Genomic DNA, 20,298 nt, shown 5'->3' on the forward strand with positions numbered 1-20,298 from the left:
GTGGCTTTCCGCGCCACCATCCTGACGCTCTATCCGGAGATGTTCCCGGGTTTTCTCGGCCAATCGCTTTCCGGCAAGGCGCTCGTCCGCGGCGACTGGGCGCTCGACTGCGTGCAGATCCGCGATTTCACCACCGACCGCCACCGCACCGTCGACGACACACCGGCCGGCGGCGGCCCGGGCATGGTGCTGAAGCCCGACGTTCTCGCCCGTGCTATCGACCATGCCTCCGACGGAGACAGCCGTCCGCGCCTCTTGATGAGCCCTCGCGGCCGTCCCCTGACGCAGGCGCGCGTGCGGGAACTGGCGGCGGGCGACGGCGCAATCATCGTCTGCGGTCGCTTCGAGGGGGTCGACCAGCGCGTCATCGATGGCCGCCAGCTAGAAGAGGTCTCGATCGGTGACTACATCCTCTCCGGCGGCGAGCCGGCGGCGATGATCCTGCTCGACGCCATCGTCCGCATCCTGCCGGGCGTCATGGGCAATGCGCTCTCGGGCGAGCATGAGAGCTTCGAAGGCGGGTTGCTGGAGCACCCGCACTATACCCGCCCGCAGGTCTGGGAAGGCATGGAGATTCCCGGTGTCCTCACCTCCGGTCACCATGCGGCGATCGAAAAGTGGCGACGCAATGAGGCAGAGACGCTGACGCGCGAGCGACGGCCGGATCTTCTCGCCACTCAGCCCGTCACGAAATAATAGATCGTCAACGCGATACCGACCGCGACGACCAGGCCGCGGATGACCGGCTGCGGCACGCGCCGTGCCGCCCAGACTCCGGACCAGCCGCCGAGCGCCGCCGCCGGCACCATGACCGCCGCTTGCGGCCAGCCGACCACATTGCCGCTGGCAAAAACGACGATCGCCATGCCGGCAATCACCACGGCAAGGAAGTTCTTCAGCGCATTCAGGCGATGGTAGTCACCGCCCTTGGTGAGACCGAGAACGGCGAGCGTCATGATGCCCATGCCGGCGCCGAAGAAGCCGCCATAGATAGAGGTGACGAACTGGCCGACAAGGCCGAACGGCGTGATCGGCTTTTCCGGGCTCAGCGTCTTGGGCTTCAGATAGGGTCCGGCGGCGAAGATGGCGGTCGCCGCCAACAACAGCCATGGCACCAGCGCCCGGAAGGACGGGTTGGAGAGCGACAACAGCAGCAGCGCCCCGGCAAGCCCGCCGACAAGCGAGAGCGCCCCGAGCAGCGCAGCCTCGCGCCAGTCGGCCCTGATCTCCTTGGCATAGGCAAGCGAGGAGGTGACGTAGCCGGGGAACTGGGTGATCGAGGACGTGGCATTGGCAACGATCGGTGGCAGGCCGGCCAGTGTCATCGCACCAAAGGTGAGGAAGGTGCCGCCACCGGCAATCGCATTGACCACGCCGGACAGGAATCCGGCAACGAACAGCAAAACGGCATCGGCAAGCGTCATGATCTTTCCACCCGCAGCCGCAAAGAAGCGCGGCCTCCTCCGCAAAGCGTGATAACGTGGTGCCGCTGGCCCGGCAAGGCCCGAAAAACCGCCTCTCCCGTGCGGATTCTTTTGCATCGGGGATGACAAGCCGGTTCGATTGGTGTATTGGCCCGCACGGATTTGGGATTACCTCCCGCCGACCTGCAATCAAAGAATGGCGAATCCGCTCCGTCCGGCAACGGACTAACCGAACGAGGCATGACCTCTCAAGGTGACCGTCGAGCGCTCTGGCTGTTTCAGAAGAACCACGAAGGTTAGACCGATGAACATCATCCAGCAGCTCGAAGCCGAACAGGCCGCGAAGATCGAAGCCAAGCGCACCCTCCCGGAATTCTCCCCGGGCGACACCGTGCGCGTCAACGTCCGCGTCACGGAAGGCACGCGTACCCGCGTACAGGCCTATGAAGGCGTCTGCATCGCCCGTTCCGGCGGCGGCATCAACGAGAGCTTCACCGTCCGCAAGATTTCCTACGGCGAAGGCGTCGAGCGCGTATTCCCGGTTTACTCGCCGCTCGTCGAAAGCGTCGAAATCGTCCGCCGCGGCAAGGTCCGCCGCGCCAAGCTCTACTACCTGCGCGATCGTCGCGGCAAGTCGGCTCGTATCGTCGAGAACACCGGTACGCGCGCCCGCAAGCTGAACGACGCCGAGCGCCAGGCTGTTGCCGAGGAAAAGGCCCGTCTCGAAGCCGAGAAGGTAGCAGCCGCCCAGGCGCTCGCCGCTGAAAAGGCCGCAGCAGAAGCTGCCGAAGCCGCAAAGGCTGCGGAAGCCGCCGCCGAATAATCCGGCAGCACGTCCATTCGAAAGAGCCGTCGGCCTGGCCGGCGGCTTTTTTGTTTCAAGGAAAAGCCTTTGCACGCAAGCGCCGTGCTTGCCTCCCAGCCTGAACCTGTGAGAGTGTTCCGCCGCCACAATTTCAGGAGCATGTTTTGATGTTTTCCCGCCGCGCCGTTCTCGCAGGCCTTGCCGCCGCCGCCCTCATGCCCGCCGTCACCTTCGCCGCGGACCTGCCCGACCTCGCCGGCAAGACCGTCGTCGTCGTCACGGAAAACGCCTATCCGCCGATACAGTTCATCGATCCCAAGACCGGAAAGCAGATCGGCTGGGAATATGACGCGATGGACGAGATCGCAAAGCGGCTGAACTTCAAGGTCGAATACCAGAACGCCAGCTGGGACACGATGATCCAGGCGGTCTCCGACAACCAGTACAACATCGGCATGACCGGCATCACCATCAAGGAAGACCGCAAGGAGAAGGTCGATTTCTCCGACCCCTATATGCGCTCGCAGCAGTTCATGCTGGTACGTGGCGACGAAGAACGCTTCAACGATGCAAAATCCTTCGCGGCGCTGACCGACGGTCTGATCGCCGCTCAGCCCGGCACCTCGCCCTTCTACACCGCCGTCTATGAAATCCTCGACGGCAACGAGCAGAACCCGCGCATCAAGCTGTTCGAGACCTTCGGCGCGACCGTCCAGGCGCTACAGGCCGGCGACGTCGATCTCGTGCTCACCGACAGCGTGGCTGCCAAGGGCTATGTCGATGCCTCGGGCGGCAAGCTGAAAGTGGTCGGCGGGCCGCTCGGCACCGAGGATTTCGGCTTCATCTTCCCGAAGGGATCCGACCTCGTCGCCCCGGTCAACGCGGCGATCGCGGCGCTGAAGGCGGACGGCACGCTCGATAATCTCAACAAGAAGTGGTTCCTCGACTACAAGATGGGTCAGTAGCGAGCTGCCATGGCTCCCGTTTCCTCTGACACGGCGAAGGGCGACTATCCCTGGTGGCTGGTCGCCCTCGGCGTCATCGCGCTTACTCTTGCCGGCATCATCATCGCAAACGATCTCTATGCGCAGGTCTTCGGTGTCGTGCTGAAAGGGCTGTGGGTGACGATCTTCGTGACCCTCGTCGCCTTCCTGCTTGCCACGATGCTCGGCCTCGGCATCGCCCTCATGGCGCTCTCCGAAAGCAAGGCGCTGCGCCAGATCGCCCGCTTCTACACGGAGGTGATCCGTGGCGTTCCGGTGCTCGTCCTGCTCTTCTACATCGCCTTTGTCGGCGCGCCGGCACTGGTGGCGGTGATCAACTTCGCGATCGGGCCGCTTATTGCCGCCGGCACCATGGACCCGATGCAGGTGCGTGACCTTTCGCTGATGTGGCGGGCGATCATCGCGCTGATGATCGGCTATTCGGCCTTCATCGCCGAGGTTTTTCGCGCAGGCATCCAGTCGGTCGACAAGGGGCAGATCGAGGCGGCGAAGGCGCTTGGCCTGTCGCGCTTCCAGCGCTTCCGGCTGGTCGTCTTTCCGCAGGCCGTGCGCGTCATCCTGCCACCGCTCGGCAATGACTTCGTGGCGATGGTGAAGGATTCGTCGCTCGTCTCCGTACTCGGCGTCGCCGACATCACCCAGATGGGCAAGGTCTACGCGTCGGGCTCCTTCCGCTTCTTCGAGACCTACTCCATCGTCGCCTATGTCTATCTTATCCTGACCATCGGCCTTTCCCTGGCCCTGAGGGCGCTGGAAAGGCGCTTGCGGCGGACCTAGAGCGCGTCAGCGGGCAAGGATGATCAGGCGGTCATTGGCACCGAACGTCACCTTGTCCGATTTCGCCGGATTGACCACGACCCCGCCCATGTTGCGCGGGTCGTGGCCGGACACGCCCGCGCGGCTGTAACCGAGGGCGACTTCGCCACGGATAAGCGCAGCCAGCGTCACGGTGTAGAAATTCACCGGCCGATCGATGGCGATGTAATCGGTCACGGGGCGCATGTAGATTTCGGACCCGTCCTCGTCGAGCAGCTCGTCGAAGATCTGCGCCATCAGCTCGTTCTCCGAAGCCTGCGCCAGCATGAGGCTGACCAGCTTGTTGCTGACGACGAAGTCGTCGGCGCGCGTCACGGCCGCGAGGTTGCGGTTGCGCACATCGATCATCTCGCTGACGATGCCGATATGCTGGTTGGCCGCATCGGCGATCTTGCGAAGCTGCAGCAGGGTGACGAGCGTCGTGGTATCGGCCGGCTGGGCTGCCATGTCGTCGCTGTAGCCGAGCACCAGCACATGATCATAAGAGGGCACGTCGAGCGCATCGAGTGCCGCACGGTTGGTCGTATCGATGACCGCGCAGCGGACCGCAAGGTTCTCCGTCAGATAGGACAGCCCTGCGACCACGCTCTCCAGGCCCGGTGTATTGGCCGCGATCATCAGCTCGGATCCCGGCGCGACATACCGCGACAGCTCCTGCGTGATGATCGGCCCTCGCCGGTTCCAGCCGAGCAGCAGCGTGCGTTCCGAGGTGGGCTGGTGATGGACGGGCGGGCGTACGATCTCCCGGTCGACCTCGAAATCCCCGCTGCGCAGCTTGATCATCGCATCGTCCTCGGCAATGAGGATCGCCCGCTCGCCGGCGGCGATCGGTCGGCTTGTCGGCGGGTTGAGATGCACCACGCCGTCTGTGTCGCAGATGCCGATCAGCGTCGAGGTATCGTAGGACATGACCGCATTGCCGAAGGACTTGCCGACGATCGCCGGTTGCTCGACCGCATAGATCTCAGACCCGTCGAAGTCGAGCAGTTCCGTATAGACGGCGGAAAGGCCCGCCTGCCGGCTGGAGCTGACGACAATGCGCGAGATCAGCTCGTCGGCCAGCACGAGCTGCAGTTCCGAACCGCCGACGATGCGCGCGACTTCCGCATTCTTGGCGTCGCGGATTTCCGCAGCGATCTGGTAGGGCTCCTTGCGCCGGTCCGGATCGTTGACCAGCGCCAGCACCGTCTTGATGACCTCCGAATCCGCATAGTCGCTTTCCGGCGACAGCACGATGATCGAACGCGAGGCCTGCGGGTTGACGATGTTGACGTCATAGAGGTCCGTCGGATCGCCGCTGCGGCAGATGATGCGGGTGTTGCCGAGATCGGCGATCTTGTCGGCGATCTCGTCCTCCATCTCCACCTTGTCCTTGCTCGCCATGATGACGATACGCGGGTTGCGGCGGCTCTGGTTGGCAATGACAAGCTCGGAAATCACGTCGAAGATCGAGGACGACCAGTTGAAGATGATCGTGTGCTCCTTTTCGAGCACGTGCGAGCGACCCTTGCGCAACTCGTCCAGCTTCTCGTCAAGACCCGAGCTGAGAACACCGATAAGCGCGGAGAAGACGAAGATGCCGGCGACCGTGACGACGAGTGACACGCCGCGGAAGCTCCAGCCGGCATCGCCGCCCATCGTGCCGGCGTCCATGGTGCGCATCAGGGATTCCCAGGCACCCTCGATGAAGGAGACGGGCTCACCCCCTTCCGGAGTGATTCCGGTCAAGGCGAGAAACAGGCCGGCGATGACGATGACGATCAGCGAAATGACCGCAAGCCAGCCGATAAGCGCGATCGGCCCTGCTGCCATGCTCTTGTCGAACTGGTAGCGCAGGCGATCCCGCCAGGTAATCATCTTCATCTATGTCCCCTCATGCCGGCTCTCCGCCGGGATACGTCTATCGAGTCTCAAAAATTCGTGATCGCGGCAAGAAGGGCAGCCGGAAATTTTCGGAAGAAGCGTAAATGGCCGCCGCCGCGCGTCAACTTGCCGAGCCTTCGAAAAATCGCTATATGCGGAGGTATGGAATCCAAGTTCGGATGCACGGAAAAGCATGTCGTCGTGCTGCAGGATCACAAGCGCCTGCCGGCACGCTTCTTTGCGCGTGTCTTCGGGGCGCTCATCAGCCGCCTATCCTGACCGCTTGCGGTCCAGCGAGCCGCGTGCTCGCCAACGTCCTACACCCTTCAACATGCCCAGAAACTGCCAAGACGGATGAAGAGCCATGAGCGCACCCCGTACCCTCTATGACAAGATTTTCGACGACCACATCGTCAGCCGCCAGGAAGACGGAACCTGTCTTCTCTACATCGACCGTCACCTCGTTCACGAAGTGACGTCACCACAGGCCTTCGAAGGCCTGCGCATGGCCGGCCGCAAGGTGCGTGCGCCGGAGAAGACGCTCGCCGTCGTCGACCACAACGTCCCCACCTCGCCGGATCGCCACCAGGGCATCAAGAACGAGGAGAGTCGCATCCAGGTCGAGGCGCTCGCCAACAATGCCGCGGAATTCGGCGTCGAATATTATTCGGAAAAGGACGTGCGCCAGGGCATCGTGCACATCGTCGGCCCCGAGCAGGGCTTTACCCTGCCGGGCATGACCATCGTCTGCGGTGACAGCCACACCTCCACGCACGGCGCTTTCGGCGCGCTGGCGCATGGTATCGGCACGTCGGAAGTCGAGCACGTGCTCGCCACGCAGACGCTGATCCAGAAGAAGGCGAAGAACATGCTGGTGCGCGTTGACGGCCAGCTGCCGCCGGGCGTCACTGCCAAGGACATCATCCTCGCCATCATCGGCGAGATCGGCACGGCCGGCGGTACCGGCCACGTCATCGAGTTTGCCGGCGAGGCAATCCGCTCGCTGTCGATGGAAGGCCGCATGACGATCTGCAACATGACGATCGAAGGCGGCGCCCGCGCCGGCCTCATCGCACCGGACGAAAAGACCTTCGAATATATCAAGGGCAAGCCGCGCGCGCCGAAGGGCCAGGCGCTGGACATGGCGATCGACTATTGGAAGACGCTCTACACGGAAGACGGCGCGCATTTCGACCGCGTGGTCGTGCTCGATGCCGGCAACCTGCCGCCGATCGTCTCCTGGGGTTCCTCGCCGGAAGACGTCGTCTCCATCGAGGGCGTCGTGCCGAACCCGGACGCCATCGAAGATGAAACGAAGCGCGCCTCCAAGTGGCGCGCACTCGACTATATGGGCCTGAAGCCGGATACCAAGATCACCGACATTGCCATTGACCGGGTCTTCATCGGCTCGTGCACCAATGGCCGCATCGAGGACCTGCGCGCCGTCGCCGCCGTTGTCGAAGGCAAGACGGTGGCCTCCACCGTCAACGCCATGATCGTTCCGGGCTCCGGCCTCGTGAAGGAGCAGGCGGAGGCCGAAGGCCTCGACAAGATCTTCAAGGAAGCAGGCTTCGACTGGCGCGAGCCGGGCTGCTCCATGTGCCTTGCCATGAACGACGACCGCCTGAAGCCGGGCGAGCGCTGCGCATCGACCTCGAACCGTAACTTCGAGGGCCGCCAGGGCTTCAAGGGCCGCACGCACCTCGTTTCCCCGGCCATGGCCGCTGCCGCTGCAATCGCCGGCCATTTCGTCGATATCCGCGACTGGACGTGATCCCGGCGTCATTGCCGATATGATAGAAGGCCGGGAGCATGCTCCCGGCCTTTTCGTTTGAAGGAGAAATTCCCATGAAACACCTTCTCCTCCTGCGCCACGCCAAATCCGCCTGGCCGGATGGCGTCGAGGACCACGACCGCCCCCTCGCCGACCGTGGCCGCCGCGATGCCCCACGCATGGGTGCGCACATTTCTGCAGCGGGACTCAACCCGGATTTCACGCTGGTCTCTTCCGCCCGCCGCACGCAGGAAACCTGGGCTCTCATCGCCCCTGCCCTCGCTAAGCCCTGCCCGTCCCGCACGGTGACGGCGATCTACGAAGCTGATCCTGCGGCCATCCTCAAGGCCATCCATGAAGCGCCGGCAGAAAGCAGGACGCTGCTGGTCATCGGCCACAATCCAGGTTTCGAGGATCTGGTGGCTTTGCTGGCACCTGAGGGCGAGGCGGGTGCGCTAGCCCGGCTAGGCACGAAGTATCCAACGGCAGGCCTTGCCGTGATCGCCTTCGATATCGAGGCGTGGGCGGATGCTGCGCCTGGAAAGGGAAGGCTTGACGCCTTCGTGACGCCGAAGACCTTGCCGTAAGGAAAGCTTGAAGCCTGCAACATCCTCCAACGCTGGCCCACGGGGCGGCTTCTCGCCCTATCCCAACCTCTCCTTCGTCATGCCGGCCTTGAGCCGGCATCCAGCGCGCGCAAGTCCTTACGCGGGAAAACACTTTCGCCGGAGCGGTGTATCCGCTCGCCGCGCAGACGCGCGACGGCTGTCCCCCGGATCTAGTCCGAGGTGACGGGAGAGAGTTGGGCGCGCCATTGAACGGTTTCGCCTGCCGCCGCGTCATTCCATGACTGATGGCAAGCGTCACCCGAGCTCCATCAGAACGTTGCCGTCATCGGATCAGGCCCGATACGCTTTCCATCCTTTTCGAGGCTCGCCAAGATCGCCATGTCCTCGTCGTCGAGCCTGAAATCGAACACCTTGAAGTTCTCCACGATGCGCGAGGGCGTCACGGATTTCGGGATCACCACCAGCCCGTTGTCGATATGCCAGCGGATGATGACCTGTGCCGGCGTGCGACCATGTTTTGCCGCAACCCTGGCTACGACAGGGTTTTCCAGGAGCGTGCCCTGGCCGAGTGGGCTCCAGGACTGGGTGACGATCCGGTGCTTCTCATGATAGGCCCGCGCGTCCTTCTGGGGGAAATCCGGATGCAGCTCGATCTGGTTGATGACCGGGGTGATACCGGTCTCGTCGATCAGCCGCTGCAGGTGCTCCGGATAGAAATTGGACACGCCGATCGAGCGGGCGCGACCTTCCTTCTGGAGCTGGATGAAGGCCTTCCAGCTGTCGACATACTGGTCGCGCTTCGGCGCCGGCCAGTGGATGAGATAGAGATCGACATAATCGGTGCCGAGCCGCTTCAGGCTCGCGTCGAAGGCCTTTAGCGTCGCATCGTAACCCTGCTCGGAGTTCCAGAGTTTCGTCGTCAGGAATATCTCCGAACGAGCGACCCCGGAGGTACGGAGGCCTTCGCCGACACCCTCCTCGTTTTCATAGATGGCGGCCGTATCGATATGCCGATAGCCGGCATCGAGCGCGGCCTTGACCGCGGTTCCGGCCGTGTCGTTCGGGGTCTGCCAGACGCCAAGGCCGACCTGGGGAATGCTGTTGCCGTCGTGAAACAGGATTGTCGGTTGATCGCTCATCAGAATCTCTCCGTGAAAAAATGGCGTGCTTGAACCCGGGCGGGTTTCCCGTGGCGCCTTGAAGCCCGGCGACGGTCGAGGCTGATATAGGCTCCGCATCGCAGCATTTCAGCCCGTCGCCGACAAAATCCTCAAAGCACGCGCACGACCGTGCCACGCCGCAGATAGGGCATGATGCGCAGCATGTCCCGCTGCGCAAGGGCGATGCAGCCGGCCGTCGGTTCATAACCGGGACGGATGAGATGGAAGAAGATCGCCGAGCCGGCATTTCGTCGGCGCGCAGTCACGTTCCAGTCGAGCACCAGGCAGATGTCGTAGAGCTCGTCCTTGCGCTGCATCTCCTCGTGGCTCGGCTTGAAGGGTCCGCGCACGAGGCGGTTGTAGGACGGATGCTCCGGCGCGTCGCACCAGAGCATATCGGGCCGGATACGCCGGAGCGCCAGCCGGCTTTGCGGCCGGGACAGGCGGTCGCCGCGCACAAAGCCGGAGAGAAGCGGCATGGCGGCGATCGGCGTCGCACCGTCCCCCTCCCGCTTGCGGGCGGTAACGCCGGAACGGCCGATGGCGGCGGGCAGGCGCAGGGGGCCGACCTGGACGATGGCGCGTGTTTTCCTGCCCGGTGCCGGGCGCACCAGGATCGTCTTCACGCAATGTTCAGGAAATGTGATCCGGCTCATGTCGCTCCGCCATATTCGCGCCTTGTGGTAACCTGACTGGCTAAGCCATGGGCGGGCTTGCCAAAAGTCCCAATTCCCTTACTTTCCAGAGGAATGCCGAGAGGTAAAGCATGACATCCCGCACAATCCTACTTGTCGATGACGACAACGACCTGCGCGAGACGCTCGTCGAGCAGCTTTTGCTCTACGAGGAATTCTCGACGCTCGAGGAAACCACCGCCGGCAAGGGCATCCAGACTGCCCGCGCCAACCAGATCGATCTCCTGATCATGGACGTCGGCCTGCCTGATATGGACGGCCGCGAAGCCGTGAAACTGCTGCGCAAGGGCGGCTTCAAGGCGCCGATCATCATGCTGACCGGCCATGACACCGATTCGGACACGATCCTCGGCCTTGAAGCCGGCGCGAACGACTATGTGACGAAGCCCTTCCGCTTCGCCGTTCTTCTCGCGCGCATCCGCGCCCAACTGCGCCAGCACGAGAGCAGCGAAGACGCCACCTTCACGGTCGGCCCCTACACGTTCAAGCCCGGCCAGAAGCTGCTGACGCTGGAAAACGGCCAGAAGATCCGCCTGACCGAGAAAGAGGCGGCGATCATCCGCTACCTGTACCGTGCCGACCAGAAGGTGGTGACGCGCGACGTGCTGCTCGAAGAGGTCTGGGGCTATAATTCCGGCGTCACGACCCACACGCTGGAGACCCATGTCTATCGCCTGCGCCAGAAGATCGAACGGGACCCTTCCAATGCGGAGATTCTCGTGACAGAGAACGGCGGTTACAAGATCGTACCTTAGAATTTCACGCAGTTCCGGGCGGAAAACCGCTTCGCACCTTTCCTGGAATTGCTTTTGAGGAGCGCCCGCCGTGGGTCTCAGCGACGACATCGCCCTTCTTTCCCGCGTGCCGCTCTTCGCCGGCCTTGCCGACGACAAGCTCCGGCTGATGGCCTTCGGCGCCGAGCGCCGGCGGCTGGTGGAGGGGCAGACGCTGTTTCGCGAGGGCACATCGGCGGATTGCGGCTTCGTCGTCGCCTATGGCGCGTTCCGGCTGACCTCGACGCTACGCGACGGGGCAACGCGGGACGAAGGCACGGCCGGTGCCGGCACCCTGCTTTCCGAACTTGCGATGATTTCCGCCGTCGAGCGTAAATACACGGCCGTGGCGACGGAGGACAGCGAGGTCATCCGCATCAACCGCCCGCTCTTCCGGCGCATGCTGGAAGAGTATCCCGACGTCGCCGTGCTCGTCGATGCCCGCATCCGCGAAAACCTCGCGGCAATGATCAGCTCGATGCGGGGGCTTGCCGGGCGGTTTGCGTGAGGCAAGGCCCTCATCCGGCCTGCCGCCACCTTCTCCCCGCAAGCGGGGCGAAGGGAATTGCCGCACCGGTTTCCCCAACCAACTCCACGCGCGGGGCACGTTCCCTCTCTCCGCCTGCGGGGAAGAGGGTTAGGGTGAAGGGCAAACCACCTCAGAAATCGAATTCGGCAATGACAGGCACATGGTCGGACGGCCGCTCCCAGCCGCGGGCCTCGCGAACCACCGCGATGTTGCTGAGGTGCGGCTCGAGGTCGGCGGAAGACCAGATATGGTCGAGGCGGCGGCCCTTGTTGGCGGCGACCCAGTCGGCCGAGCGGTAGCTCCACCACGTATAGAGCTTCTCATGGGCCGGTATCTTGCTGCGCATGAGGTCGACCCAGGCCCCCTTCGTCATGACGTCGACCAGGCCCTCCGTTTCGATCGGCGTGTGGCTGACGATCTTGAGGAGCTGCTTGTGCGACCAGACGTCATGTTCCAGCGGGGCGATGTTGAGGTCGCCGACGAGGACCGAGGAAATGCCAGCCTCGGCTTCGGCGTGCAGCAGCTTCATCTCCTCGATGAAATCGAGCTTGTGGCCAAATTTCGGATTGATCGTGCGATCCGGCTCGTCGCCGCCGGCCGGCACATAGAAATTGTGCAGGCGGATCGACTTTCCCTTGTGGTGGAAGAGCACCGAGACATGGCGCGCATCGCCGACGCCGCAGTAGTCCCGCCGCTCGACAAGTTCGGTCAGCGGCAGGCGGGAGACGGTGGCGACGCCGTGATAGCCCTTCTGGCCATGCATGACGATATGCTCGTAGCCAAGCGCCTTCAGCGGCTTTGAAGGGAACTGGTCGTTCGGGCACTTGGTTTCCTGCAGGCACAGGATGTCCGGCGAAAAGGTCTTCAGGAAATGTTCGACGAGCGGCATGCGCAGCCGCACCGAGTTGATGTTCCAGGTCGCAATCGAAAGTGCCATGCCATCGCCCTCAAAAACATCCGGCCCGTTCTCACGGGCCGGTCGGGGCGTCTTAGCGCATGAAGGGCGAAACGGAAACGGCTGCGACTCGAATTAGCCGCCCTTGTTGCGCACTTCGTCGTAAGGAATGGAGAAAACCTTGTCGTCGAGCTTCATGCCAGTCTTGACGTTGAAGATCATCACCGAGGTGTCCTTGCCCTGTGCATCGGTAATGGTCCACTGGCGCAGGTCGTAGGTCTTGGGGTCGAACATCATGGTGATGGTCGAATCGCCGAACATGTTCCGGTCACCGAGCACGATCGTCGTCAGATCCGCCTCTTCCTTCACGCTGCGCACCATCTTGGTGGAAAGGTCGATCTTTTCGCCGAGCAGCAGGTTGAGCGGTGTCTTTGAGAGCGGATAGAGGTCCCAGGTCTTCAGCTTGCGATTGCCGATCACGACGGCCTTGCCGTCGGCGATGACGCGCATCGGCGAGGGTTCCTCGTAGTTGAAACGGATCTTGCCGGGGCGGTAGATGTAGAACTTGCCGCCGGTCTGCTCGCCACGCGGGCCGAACTGCACGAATTCACCCATCATCGTTTTCACCGAGGCGAAGTGATCGGCGATCTTCTGGGCGGCACCACTCGCCTGCGCGGATGCGTCGGTGGGCGCAAACGCCGAAAGGCCGGTTGCAAGCGTGAAGGCCATCAGGCAGGTGAAGCCGCGGCGCGTCAGCGTTCCGGTCGCGCGGCCGTTCTCGGATCGGATCATGTTGGTCTCCTTCATGCGTTTCTCATGCGGGCCAAACGCGGCGCCATAATGGCGTTTCGCCCTGACGCGAGACTTGCCGGTGAAAACGCCGCAGAAGGCGCGCCCGTTCCCGGTCAGCGTCCCGAAATTTCATCCTCGGTCGGCACGAGAATCTCGCGCTTGCCGGCATGGTTCGCCGGGCCGATCAGCCCTTCCTTCTCCATGCGCTCGATCAGCGATGCGGCACGGTTGTAGCCGATGCCGAGACGGCGCTGGATATAGGAGGTCGATGCCTTGCCGTCGCGCAGCACGACAGCCACCGCCTGGTCATAGGGATCGTCCGAATCGTCGAGATTGGCGGTGCCGGCCGGGCCGCTCCCGCCCTCGCCGTCGTCATCGTCGTCCTCGGTGATCGCATCGAGATACTGCGGCGCGCCCTGCGTCTTCAGATGCGCGACCACCGCCTCCACCTCGCCATCGGAGACGAAGGGACCGTGCACGCGCTGGATGCGCCCGCCGCCGGCCATGTAGAGCATGTCGCCCATGCCGAGCAGTTGTTCGGCACCCTGTTCGCCCAGGATGGTGCGGCTGTCGATCTTCGACGTCACCTGGAAGGAGATGCGCGTCGGGAAGTTGGCCTTGATCGTGCCGGTGATGACGTCGACCGAGGGGCGCTGCGTCGCCATGATGACGTGGATGCCGGCCGCGCGCGCCATCTGCGCAAGCCGCTGAACGGCACCTTCGATGTCCTTGCCGGCAACCATCATCAGGTCGGCCATCTCGTCGATGATGACGACGATATAGGGCATGGGCTGGAGGTCGAACTCCTCCGTCTCGTACATCGCCTCGCCGGTCTGGCGGTCGAAGCCGGTCTGCACGGTGCGGCTGATCTGCTCGCCCTTGGCCAGCGCCTGCTCGACGCGGCTGTTGAAGCCGTCGATGTTGCGCACGCCGATCTTCGACATCTTCTTGTAGCGCTCCTCCATCTCGCGGACCGTCCACTTGAGGGCGACGACGGCCTTCTTCGGATCGGTGACGACGGGGGAGAGCAGATGCGGGATGCCGTCATAGACGGAGAGTTCCAGCATCTTCGGATCGATCATGATCAGGCGGCACTGCTCCGGCTTCAGGCGGTACAGCAGCGAGAGGATCATGGTGTTGATGGCGACGGACTTGCCCGAGCCGGTTGTACCGGCAACGAGCAGGTGCGGCATCTTGGCGATGTCGGAAATCACCGGCTCGCCGCCGATCGTCTTGCCGAGCGCCATGGCGAGCTTGGCCTTCGAGGTCTCGAAATCGCGGCTGGCGATGAGTTCGCGCAGGTAGACCGTCTCGCGGCTCTGGTTCGGCAGTTCGATGCCGATGGCGTTGCGGCCCGGCACGACGGCGACGCGGGCGGCGATCGCGCTCATCGAGCGGGCGATGTCATCGGCAAGACCGATGACACGCGATGACTTGATGCCGGGGGCCGGCTCCAGTTCGTAGAGCGTGACGACCGGGCCGGGCCTGACATGGATGATCTCGCCCTTGACGCCGAAATCTTCCAGCACGCCTTCCAGCATGCGGGCGTTCTGCTCCAGCGCATCGGCCGAAAGGGTCATGTCGCGCACCTGGCCCTTCGGCTCGGCGAGCAGGTGGATCGGCGGCAGGGCAAAGCCATCGGGACCGACGAAGGAAGTCTGCGCCTCTCGCTCGATGCGTTGGCCGGGCTTCGGCCGGGAAGCAGCCGGAACGACCCGAGCGGTCGTCGCCGGCATGGGTTGGCGGGCCGGCGCGCGGCGCGGTGCCCAGTCGGCGGCGATATCGTCCATGTCGTCGTCCGGCAGGATGCCGTTTGGACGGGCCATCGGCTCATCCATGTCGAAGGGCAGGTCGTCGTCATCGCCAGCCATCGGCGGGGCCACGACGACACGCCGTCCATCGAGGGAGGGCTCGACGCGGTCGGCCGAACGGGACGGCGTGCGGGCGCGGGACGGCTCGTTCAGCGTGCCGAACTCGTCCTCGTTGAAATCGTAGGGCTGCTCGATACCCCGCGCCTTGCGGCGCTGGTTGGCAAGGCCGAAGATACGGCGGAACCGCGCCTGGCCGGTGTACCAGGCATGGGTCATGGCGCCGGCAAGGACGGTCAGTGGGCCTTCCCGCTCGTCATCATCGTCGTCTTCGGCGACGGTGCGCGCCCGGCTCGGCGTCGGAACGGGAGCAAAATCCTCCTCGTCGTCGATCGCCACGGAGCCGATCAGGCCGGCTGCAAAGACCATGAGCCAGGCGGCGGGAACGGCAATGATACCACCGAGAATGGAGGCGAAAAGCCCCGTCGGATAGGCACCGGTGAAGAGCGCGGGAAAACGCAGGATCATGTCGCCGAAGACGCCGCCAAGACCGGTCGGCAGCGGCCAGGTGACGGGTCCGGGCACGCAGGCGAGCGCCGCAGAGGCGAGAATCGCCCCCCCGAGCCAGGCGCCGGCGCGCTGCGGCACCCGGTTGAAGCGCCGACCGCTGATCAGCGCCAGACCCCAGGCGACGACCGGCAGGAGCGCGATGACGCTGGCGAGCCCGAAGAACTGCATGAAGATATCGGCAAAGACGGCGCCCGAATAGCCGAGGATGTTGGCCGGCTCGCCGCTGGAGGCATAAGAGAGGCTGGGGTCGGAGACGTTCCAGGTGGACAGCGCGGCAATGGCGAAGGCGAGGCCGAGGAAGACGATGATCCCGAGAAGGATCTGCACCTGTCGCCAGACGAATGCCGACAGAACGAAGCGGTCGTGACGGTTGTCCAGTCCTGCCGAAATGCTTCTGCTCATGGTTACAGCCTATGGTCCACGCAAGGAAATCGCACGGTGCCCGCGTGATTCGCGGACTGTGCCTGACTGTGAACCCTACGAAGGAAGCCTTAATGGCATGTTAACCATGCGATCCCGCAGCATGGTTTCTCCCCGGTAAACGAAAAAAGCCCGGACACAGGGTCCGGGCCAAGGGCGGCATAGATTATCCTATGGCCGCGACGGGATGTTTGGCGGCGGCCGCTGGGAGCCGCCGCAGGCATCTCAGGAGTGGTAAGCCGCTTCGCCGTGGGAGGAGAGGTCGAGCCCTTCGCGCTCGGCTTCGACCGAGACGCGCAGCCCGACGATCATGTCGACCACCTTGTAGAGGATTGCCGAGACGACGGCGCACCAGACAATGGTGATGACGACGGCAGTAAGCTGGGTCATGAACTGCGACGCGATGGAGAAATCTGCACCACCCGTGCCGCCGAGCGACGGGGCGGTGAAGATGCCCGTGCCGAGCGCGCCGATGAAGCCGCCGACGCCATGGACGCCGAAGACATCGGCCGTGTCGTCATAACCGAACTTGTTCTTCACGACCGCGACGAAGAAGTAGCAGATCGGCGAGACGATGAGGCCAAGCACGATTGCGCCGAACGGGCCGACGGAGCCGGCGGCCGGGGTGATGGCGACGAGGCCGGCGATCATGCCCGAGGCGGCACCGAGCAGCGAAGCCTTGCCGCGGGTGAAGGTTTCGACGACCGACCAGGCGAGGATCGCGGCAGCGGTGGCAACGAAGGTGTTGACGGTAGCGAGAACCGCGCCGCCCGAGGCCTCGAGGTTGGAGCCGGCGTTGAAGCCGAACCAGCCGAACCACAGCATGGCGGCACCGACGAGGGTGAGCGTCATCGAGTGGGGAGCCATCATGTCCTTGCCGAAGCCGGTACGCTTGCCGACCATGATTGCGCCAATGAGGCCTGCGACGCCGGCATTGATGTGCACGACGGTACCGCCGGCGAAATCAAGCGCGCCCATGTTGAAGATCAGGCCGTTACCGTCCCACACCATGTGGGCGATCGGGAAATAGACGAAGGTGGCCCAGAGAACGGTGAAGAGGAGCACCGCGGAGAACTTGATGCGCTCGGCGAAGGCACCGATGATGAGCGCCGGCGTCAGCGCCGCAAAGGTCATCTGGAACAGCATGAAGATGTATTCCGGGATAACGACACCATCAGAGAAGGTGGCCGCCGTGCTGTCGACCGTCACACCCGACAGGAACATCTTCGCAAAACCGCCAAAATAGGGGCTGGTGGATCCGCCGAAGGCGAAGGAATAGCCGTAAGTCACCCAGACGATCATCATCATGGCACCGATCACGGTGCACTGCATGAGGACCGAGAGCATGTTCTTGGTGCGCACCAGGCCGCCGTAGAACAGCGCAAGGCCCGGGATCAGCATGAAGAACACGAGAAGCGTGGCGAGGAACATGAAGACGGTATCGGCCTTGTCCGGCACGGGCGCGGCAGCGGCGGCCTCGGTGGCGGCCGGTACGGCTTCCTGCGCGAAGGCGACGACCGGAAGAAGCACGGCCGTCGTGGCGGCAGCCACGCGGGAGAAGGTCTGCGAAAGCGTAAATGAAGACATGTTGAAAAGGCTCCCTGATAGGCCGTTTGCTTAGAGCGCTTCGGAATCGGTTTCGCCGGTGCGAATGCGCACGGCATGGTCGATCGCGTAGACAAAGATCTTGCCGTCGCCGATCTGGCCGGTCTTGGCGGCGGAAGCGATCGCTTCGACGGCCTTGTCGACGACATCGCCAGGCACGGCGATCTCGATCTTCAGCTTCGGCAGGAAGCTGACGGCATATTCGGTGCCGCGATAGATTTCCGTATGTCCCTTCTGGCGCCCGTAGCCCTTCACCTCGGTCACGGTCAGGCCCTGGATGCCGACCGCGGTGAGGGCTTCGCGCACCTCATCGAGTTTGAACGGCTTGATAATGGCCATCACAATTTTCATCTGGTTTCCCATCCTTCGTGCTTGTCCCCAGCCGGGGCCATCTCTCCTCATCGTTGGCGACGTCACGTCAGCCACGACTGGGAACTACACATTCAAGGGGCGTGCCAGATTCGAACGGGCTAGCTAAGCTTTTGAAATGAAACCGATAAAAATAGAAGCCATGGTGCAGTGCAAAAAATCACCAACGCACATGATCAAAAAACAGGCGTAAATACAACGATGGATAAAAATTAGTCAGTTGCCTTTTTCCGAATCAGCCCTTCCTGGGCCACGGAGGCAATGAGGGTCCCGCTACGGGTGAAAATCGCGCCACGGGTCATCCCGCGCCCACCTGAGGCGGAGGGGCTGTCCTGGCTGTAGAGCAGCCAGTCGTCGACATTCGGCGGGCGATGGAACCACATGGCGTGGTCGAGGCTGGCGACCTGCAGCGAGCGGTCGAGCACCGAGGTGCCATGCGCAAAGAGCGAGGTGTCGAGCAGCGTCATATCCGAGAGATAGGCGAGCACGGCAGCCTGCAGATGGCGTTCGGCCGGTACCGGGCCGGTGGTGCGCACCCAGATGTTCTGCCGTGGCTCCAGTTTCTCCCGCGAAAAGTAGTGGTCCAGCGAAACCGGTCGCAACTCGATCGGCCGCGGTCGCTGCCAGTAGGCGCGGATATGCTCCGGCGCCTCGGTCATGAACCGCTGCTTCAGGTCCGCCTCGCCGAGCAGGTCTTCCGGTTGCGGCACGTCGGGCATCGGCGCCTGGTGCTCCAGCCCGTCCTCGTCGTCCTGGAAGGATGCCGTCATGAAGTAGATCGGCTTGCCGTGCTGGATGGCGATGACGCGGCGCGTGGCAAAGGAACCGCCGTCACGGATGTTTTCCACGTCGTAGATGATCGGCACGGCGGGATCGCCCGGCCGCACGAAATAGGCATGCAGCGAATGCACGAAGCGCCCCGCCTCCACCGTCCGGGTCGCCGCAACCAGTGCCTGGCCGATCACCTGCCCGCCGAACACCCGCTGCCAGCCGACCTGCGGGCTCTTGCCGCGAAACAGCCGGCTTTCCAGGCGCTCGAGATCCAGCGTCTCCAAAAGGACATCCATGGCGGGGTTCTTCGCAGGCTGACGCGACATTTGGACGTGACTCCGCAGGTAGGAATACGGTTTCTCCTCCTCTATATAGAGGGACGGAAGACCTCAAGCGGCCAGGAGTACACCATGCCCGAAGCGACCATGCTCGACGTTCTTGTCGCCGGCGGTGGTTATGTCGGCCTGTCGCTGGCCGTCGCCATCAAGAAGGCCGCCCCGCATCTTGCCGTCACCGTGGTCGACGGTGCGCCGGAACACGCCTGGCAGAAGGACGAGCGCGCCTTCGCGATCGTCGCTGCCGCCCGCAACCTGCTCGACGTCATTGGTGTATGGGGCGAGATCGCACCGGAGGCGGAACCGATCCGCCGCATGGTGATCACCGATTCGCGCACGGCCGATCCCGTGCGTCCCGTCTTCCTTACCTTCGAGGGGGCCGGCTCCGGAGACGACGGCCAGCCCTTCGCCCATATGGTGCCCAACCGCGCGGTGACACGCAGCCTGCTTCGCCAGGCCGAAGTGCTCGGCATCCCCATGCGTTGGGCAACGTCAGCGGAGGGTTTTGCAACCGAGCAACATGCGACAACGGTCCGCCTGTCCGACGGAACCGAATGCCAGACCCGCCTGCTCGTCGCCTGCGACGGTGTGCGCTCCAAGCTGCGCGACATGGCAGGCATCAAGACCGTGCGCTTCGACTACGGCCAATCCGGCATCGTTACGACAGTCGAGCACGAGCGCCCGCACGAGGGCACGGCGGAGGAGCATTTCCTGCCCGCCGGCCCCTTCGCCACCCTGCCGCTGGCTGGCAACCGGTCCTCGCTCGTCTGGACCGAGCGCACAGAGGATGCCCGCCGGCTTATCGAGAGCGACGATCTCGTCTTCGAAGAGGAACTGGAGCGCCGCTTCGGCCACAAGCTCGGCGCACTGAAGGTCGTCGGCGGCCGCCGTGCCTTCCCGCTCGGCCTGACGCTCGCCCGCGCCTTCGTCGCGCCGCGCTTCGCGCTTGCGGGCGATGCCGCGCACGGTATCCACCCGATTTCCGGCCAGGGCCTCAATCTCGGCTTCAAGGACGTGGCGGCGCTTGCCGAAACCGTCGTCGAGGCCGATCGCCTCGGCCTCGATATCGGCGCGATCTCCGTGCTGGAACGCTATGAAGGCTGGCGTCGCTTCGACACGGTGCGCATGGGCGTGACCACGGACGTGCTGAACCGCCTCTTCTCCAACGATGTGACGCCGCTGCGCGTGCTGCGCGATGTCGGCCTCGGCGTCGTCGATCGGCTGCCGGGACTGAAATCCTTCTTCATCCGCCAGGCGGAAGGCACCACCGGGAACGGGCACCCGCGCATGCTGGTCGGGCAACGGATCTGACTGGCAGGGC

At 63.8% G+C, this 20,298-nt stretch carries 19 protein-coding genes; 9 read left to right on the forward strand and 10 right to left on the reverse strand.

The features are described from left to right. Positions 1-696 (forward strand): tRNA (guanosine(37)-N1)-methyltransferase TrmD, encoded by a 696-nt coding sequence (trmD, locus tag K0P03_RS17140; protein ID WP_272790186.1) that lies wholly within the window; start codon positions 1-3, stop codon positions 694-696. On the opposite strand, the gene K0P03_RS17145 is transcribed toward trmD, so the two are convergent. Then, on the reverse strand, positions 678-1,424 hold the full coding sequence (locus K0P03_RS17145; RefSeq protein ID WP_023512164.1) for a sulfite exporter TauE/SafE family protein: 747 nt from the start codon (positions 1,422-1,424) through the stop codon (positions 678-680). The two genes, trmD and K0P03_RS17145, sit on opposite strands and share 19 nt — an antisense overlap. A gap of 304 nt (positions 1,425-1,728) precedes the next feature. Here K0P03_RS17145 and rplS point away from each other — a divergent pair, with 304 nt between their 5' ends. The 3 genes from rplS to K0P03_RS17160 all read left to right on the forward strand — a co-directional run bounded on the left by rplS (position 1,729) and on the right by K0P03_RS17160 (position 4,010). Continuing rightward, a complete protein-coding gene (rplS, locus tag K0P03_RS17150) occupies positions 1,729-2,247 on the forward strand; it encodes a 50S ribosomal protein L19 (protein ID WP_023512165.1) in 519 nt (172 codons plus the stop codon). A 149-nt stretch (positions 2,248-2,396) separates the two neighbouring features. Next, positions 2,397-3,194, forward strand: a complete 798-nt coding sequence (locus K0P03_RS17155; RefSeq protein WP_050745560.1) for a transporter substrate-binding domain-containing protein — start codon at positions 2,397-2,399, stop codon at positions 3,192-3,194. Between the two features lie 9 nt (positions 3,195-3,203). Continuing rightward, positions 3,204-4,010 carry an amino acid ABC transporter permease gene (locus K0P03_RS17160; RefSeq protein WP_272790187.1) on the forward strand — a complete coding sequence of 269 codons (807 nt, stop codon included), beginning with the start codon at positions 3,204-3,206 and terminating at the stop codon, positions 4,008-4,010. A 6-nt stretch (positions 4,011-4,016) separates the two neighbouring features. Here K0P03_RS17160 and K0P03_RS17165 read toward each other — a convergent pair whose 3' ends face one another. Then, a complete protein-coding gene (locus K0P03_RS17165; RefSeq protein ID WP_272790188.1) occupies positions 4,017-5,912 on the reverse strand; it encodes a CASTOR/POLLUX-related putative ion channel in 1,896 nt (631 codons plus the stop codon). Between the two features lie 364 nt (positions 5,913-6,276). On the opposite strand from K0P03_RS17165, the gene leuC reads away from it, so the two are divergent. Both leuC and K0P03_RS17175 read left to right on the forward strand, forming a co-directional pair. Beyond that, positions 6,277-7,686, forward strand: coding sequence for a 3-isopropylmalate dehydratase large subunit (gene leuC, locus K0P03_RS17170; protein WP_272790189.1), 1,410 nt, complete (start codon positions 6,277-6,279; stop codon positions 7,684-7,686). Positions 7,687-7,760: 74 nt separating this feature from the next. Further along, positions 7,761-8,273, forward strand: coding sequence for a SixA phosphatase family protein (locus K0P03_RS17175; protein ID WP_272790190.1), 513 nt, complete (start codon positions 7,761-7,763; stop codon positions 8,271-8,273). A 290-nt stretch (positions 8,274-8,563) separates the two neighbouring features. On the opposite strand, the gene K0P03_RS17180 is transcribed toward K0P03_RS17175, so the two are convergent. Both K0P03_RS17180 and K0P03_RS17185 read right to left on the reverse strand, forming a co-directional pair. After that, on the reverse strand, positions 8,564-9,394 hold the full coding sequence (locus K0P03_RS17180; RefSeq protein WP_023514083.1) for an aldo/keto reductase: 831 nt from the start codon (positions 9,392-9,394) through the stop codon (positions 8,564-8,566). 131 nt (positions 9,395-9,525) lie between these two features. After that, positions 9,526-10,071: a L,D-transpeptidase family protein gene (locus K0P03_RS17185; RefSeq protein WP_023514082.1), complete on the reverse strand. Its 546-nt coding sequence runs from the start codon at positions 10,069-10,071 to the stop codon at positions 9,526-9,528. A 110-nt stretch (positions 10,072-10,181) separates the two neighbouring features. On the opposite strand from K0P03_RS17185, the gene K0P03_RS17190 reads away from it, so the two are divergent. Continuing rightward, a complete protein-coding gene (locus K0P03_RS17190; protein ID WP_272790191.1) occupies positions 10,182-10,865 on the forward strand; it encodes a response regulator transcription factor in 684 nt (227 codons plus the stop codon). 70 nt (positions 10,866-10,935) lie between these two features. Continuing rightward, a complete protein-coding gene (locus K0P03_RS17195) occupies positions 10,936-11,391 on the forward strand; it encodes a cyclic nucleotide-binding domain-containing protein (RefSeq protein ID WP_023516946.1) in 456 nt (151 codons plus the stop codon). A gap of 151 nt (positions 11,392-11,542) precedes the next feature. Here the strand turns inward: K0P03_RS17195 and K0P03_RS17200 are convergent, their stop codons facing one another. The 6 genes from K0P03_RS17200 to tesB all read right to left on the reverse strand — a co-directional run bounded on the left by K0P03_RS17200 (position 11,543) and on the right by tesB (position 18,968). After that, the gene (locus tag K0P03_RS17200; RefSeq protein ID WP_023516947.1) at positions 11,543-12,349 is read right to left on the reverse strand and encodes an exodeoxyribonuclease III; all 807 of its coding nucleotides are present in this window, start codon (positions 12,347-12,349) and stop codon (positions 11,543-11,545) included. Positions 12,350-12,442: 93 nt separating this feature from the next. After that, a complete protein-coding gene (locus tag K0P03_RS17205) occupies positions 12,443-13,114 on the reverse strand; it encodes an outer membrane lipoprotein carrier protein LolA (protein WP_051758750.1) in 672 nt (223 codons plus the stop codon). Between the two features lie 98 nt (positions 13,115-13,212). After that, positions 13,213-15,879 carry a DNA translocase FtsK gene (locus K0P03_RS17210; protein WP_272790192.1) on the reverse strand — a complete coding sequence of 889 codons (2,667 nt, stop codon included), beginning with the start codon at positions 15,877-15,879 and terminating at the stop codon, positions 13,213-13,215. A gap of 243 nt (positions 15,880-16,122) precedes the next feature. Next, positions 16,123-17,484, reverse strand: coding sequence for an ammonium transporter (locus K0P03_RS17215; RefSeq protein ID WP_272790193.1), 1,362 nt, complete (start codon positions 17,482-17,484; stop codon positions 16,123-16,125). Between the two features lie 30 nt (positions 17,485-17,514). Then, entirely contained in the window at positions 17,515-17,865 is a 351-nt protein-coding gene (locus K0P03_RS17220) for a P-II family nitrogen regulator (RefSeq protein WP_037408526.1), read from the reverse strand. Positions 17,866-18,083: 218 nt separating this feature from the next. After that, positions 18,084-18,968, reverse strand: coding sequence for an acyl-CoA thioesterase II (gene tesB / locus K0P03_RS17225; RefSeq protein WP_023515564.1), 885 nt, complete (start codon positions 18,966-18,968; stop codon positions 18,084-18,086). A gap of 99 nt (positions 18,969-19,067) precedes the next feature. Between tesB and K0P03_RS17230 the strand changes: the two genes are divergently transcribed. Then, positions 19,068-20,288, forward strand: coding sequence for a ubiquinone biosynthesis hydroxylase (locus tag K0P03_RS17230; protein WP_050745600.1), 1,221 nt, complete (start codon positions 19,068-19,070; stop codon positions 20,286-20,288). Positions 20,289-20,298: the final 10 nt, after the last annotated feature.

The organism is Shinella sp. HY16 (genome assembly GCF_028534175.1).
Classification (GTDB): Bacteria; Pseudomonadota; Alphaproteobacteria; order Rhizobiales; family Rhizobiaceae; genus Shinella.

Excerpts from the sequence above, each read along its gene's own strand:
- K0P03_RS17145 (WP_023512164.1), bottom strand. The coding sequence starts at position 1,424 with ATGACGCTTGCCGATGCCGTTTTGCTGTTCGTTGCCGGATTCCTGTCC.
- rplS (WP_023512165.1), top strand. The coding sequence starts at position 1,729 with ATGAACATCATCCAGCAGCTCGAAGCCGAACAGGCCGCGAAGATCGAA.
- K0P03_RS17155 (WP_050745560.1), top strand. The coding sequence starts at position 2,397 with ATGTTTTCCCGCCGCGCCGTTCTCGCAGGCCTTGCCGCCGCCGCCCTC.
- K0P03_RS17160 (WP_272790187.1), top strand. The coding sequence starts at position 3,204 with ATGGCTCCCGTTTCCTCTGACACGGCGAAGGGCGACTATCCCTGGTGG.
- K0P03_RS17165 (WP_272790188.1), bottom strand. The coding sequence starts at position 5,912 with ATGAAGATGATTACCTGGCGGGATCGCCTGCGCTACCAGTTCGACAAG.
- leuC (WP_272790189.1), top strand. The coding sequence starts at position 6,277 with ATGAGCGCACCCCGTACCCTCTATGACAAGATTTTCGACGACCACATC.
- K0P03_RS17175 (WP_272790190.1), top strand. The coding sequence starts at position 7,761 with ATGAAACACCTTCTCCTCCTGCGCCACGCCAAATCCGCCTGGCCGGAT.
- K0P03_RS17180 (WP_023514083.1), bottom strand. The coding sequence starts at position 9,394 with ATGAGCGATCAACCGACAATCCTGTTTCACGACGGCAACAGCATTCCC.
- K0P03_RS17185 (WP_023514082.1), bottom strand. The coding sequence starts at position 10,071 with ATGAGCCGGATCACATTTCCTGAACATTGCGTGAAGACGATCCTGGTG.
- K0P03_RS17190 (WP_272790191.1), top strand. The coding sequence starts at position 10,182 with ATGACATCCCGCACAATCCTACTTGTCGATGACGACAACGACCTGCGC.
- K0P03_RS17200 (WP_023516947.1), bottom strand. The coding sequence starts at position 12,349 with ATGGCACTTTCGATTGCGACCTGGAACATCAACTCGGTGCGGCTGCGC.
- K0P03_RS17205 (WP_051758750.1), bottom strand. The coding sequence starts at position 13,114 with ATGAAGGAGACCAACATGATCCGATCCGAGAACGGCCGCGCGACCGGA.
- K0P03_RS17210 (WP_272790192.1), bottom strand. The coding sequence starts at position 15,879 with ATGAGCAGAAGCATTTCGGCAGGACTGGACAACCGTCACGACCGCTTC.
- K0P03_RS17215 (WP_272790193.1), bottom strand. The coding sequence starts at position 17,484 with ATGTCTTCATTTACGCTTTCGCAGACCTTCTCCCGCGTGGCTGCCGCC.
- K0P03_RS17220 (WP_037408526.1), bottom strand. The coding sequence starts at position 17,865 with ATGGGAAACCAGATGAAAATTGTGATGGCCATTATCAAGCCGTTCAAA.
- tesB (WP_023515564.1), bottom strand. The coding sequence starts at position 18,968 with ATGTCGCGTCAGCCTGCGAAGAACCCCGCCATGGATGTCCTTTTGGAG.
- K0P03_RS17230 (WP_050745600.1), top strand. The coding sequence starts at position 19,068 with ATGCTCGACGTTCTTGTCGCCGGCGGTGGTTATGTCGGCCTGTCGCTG.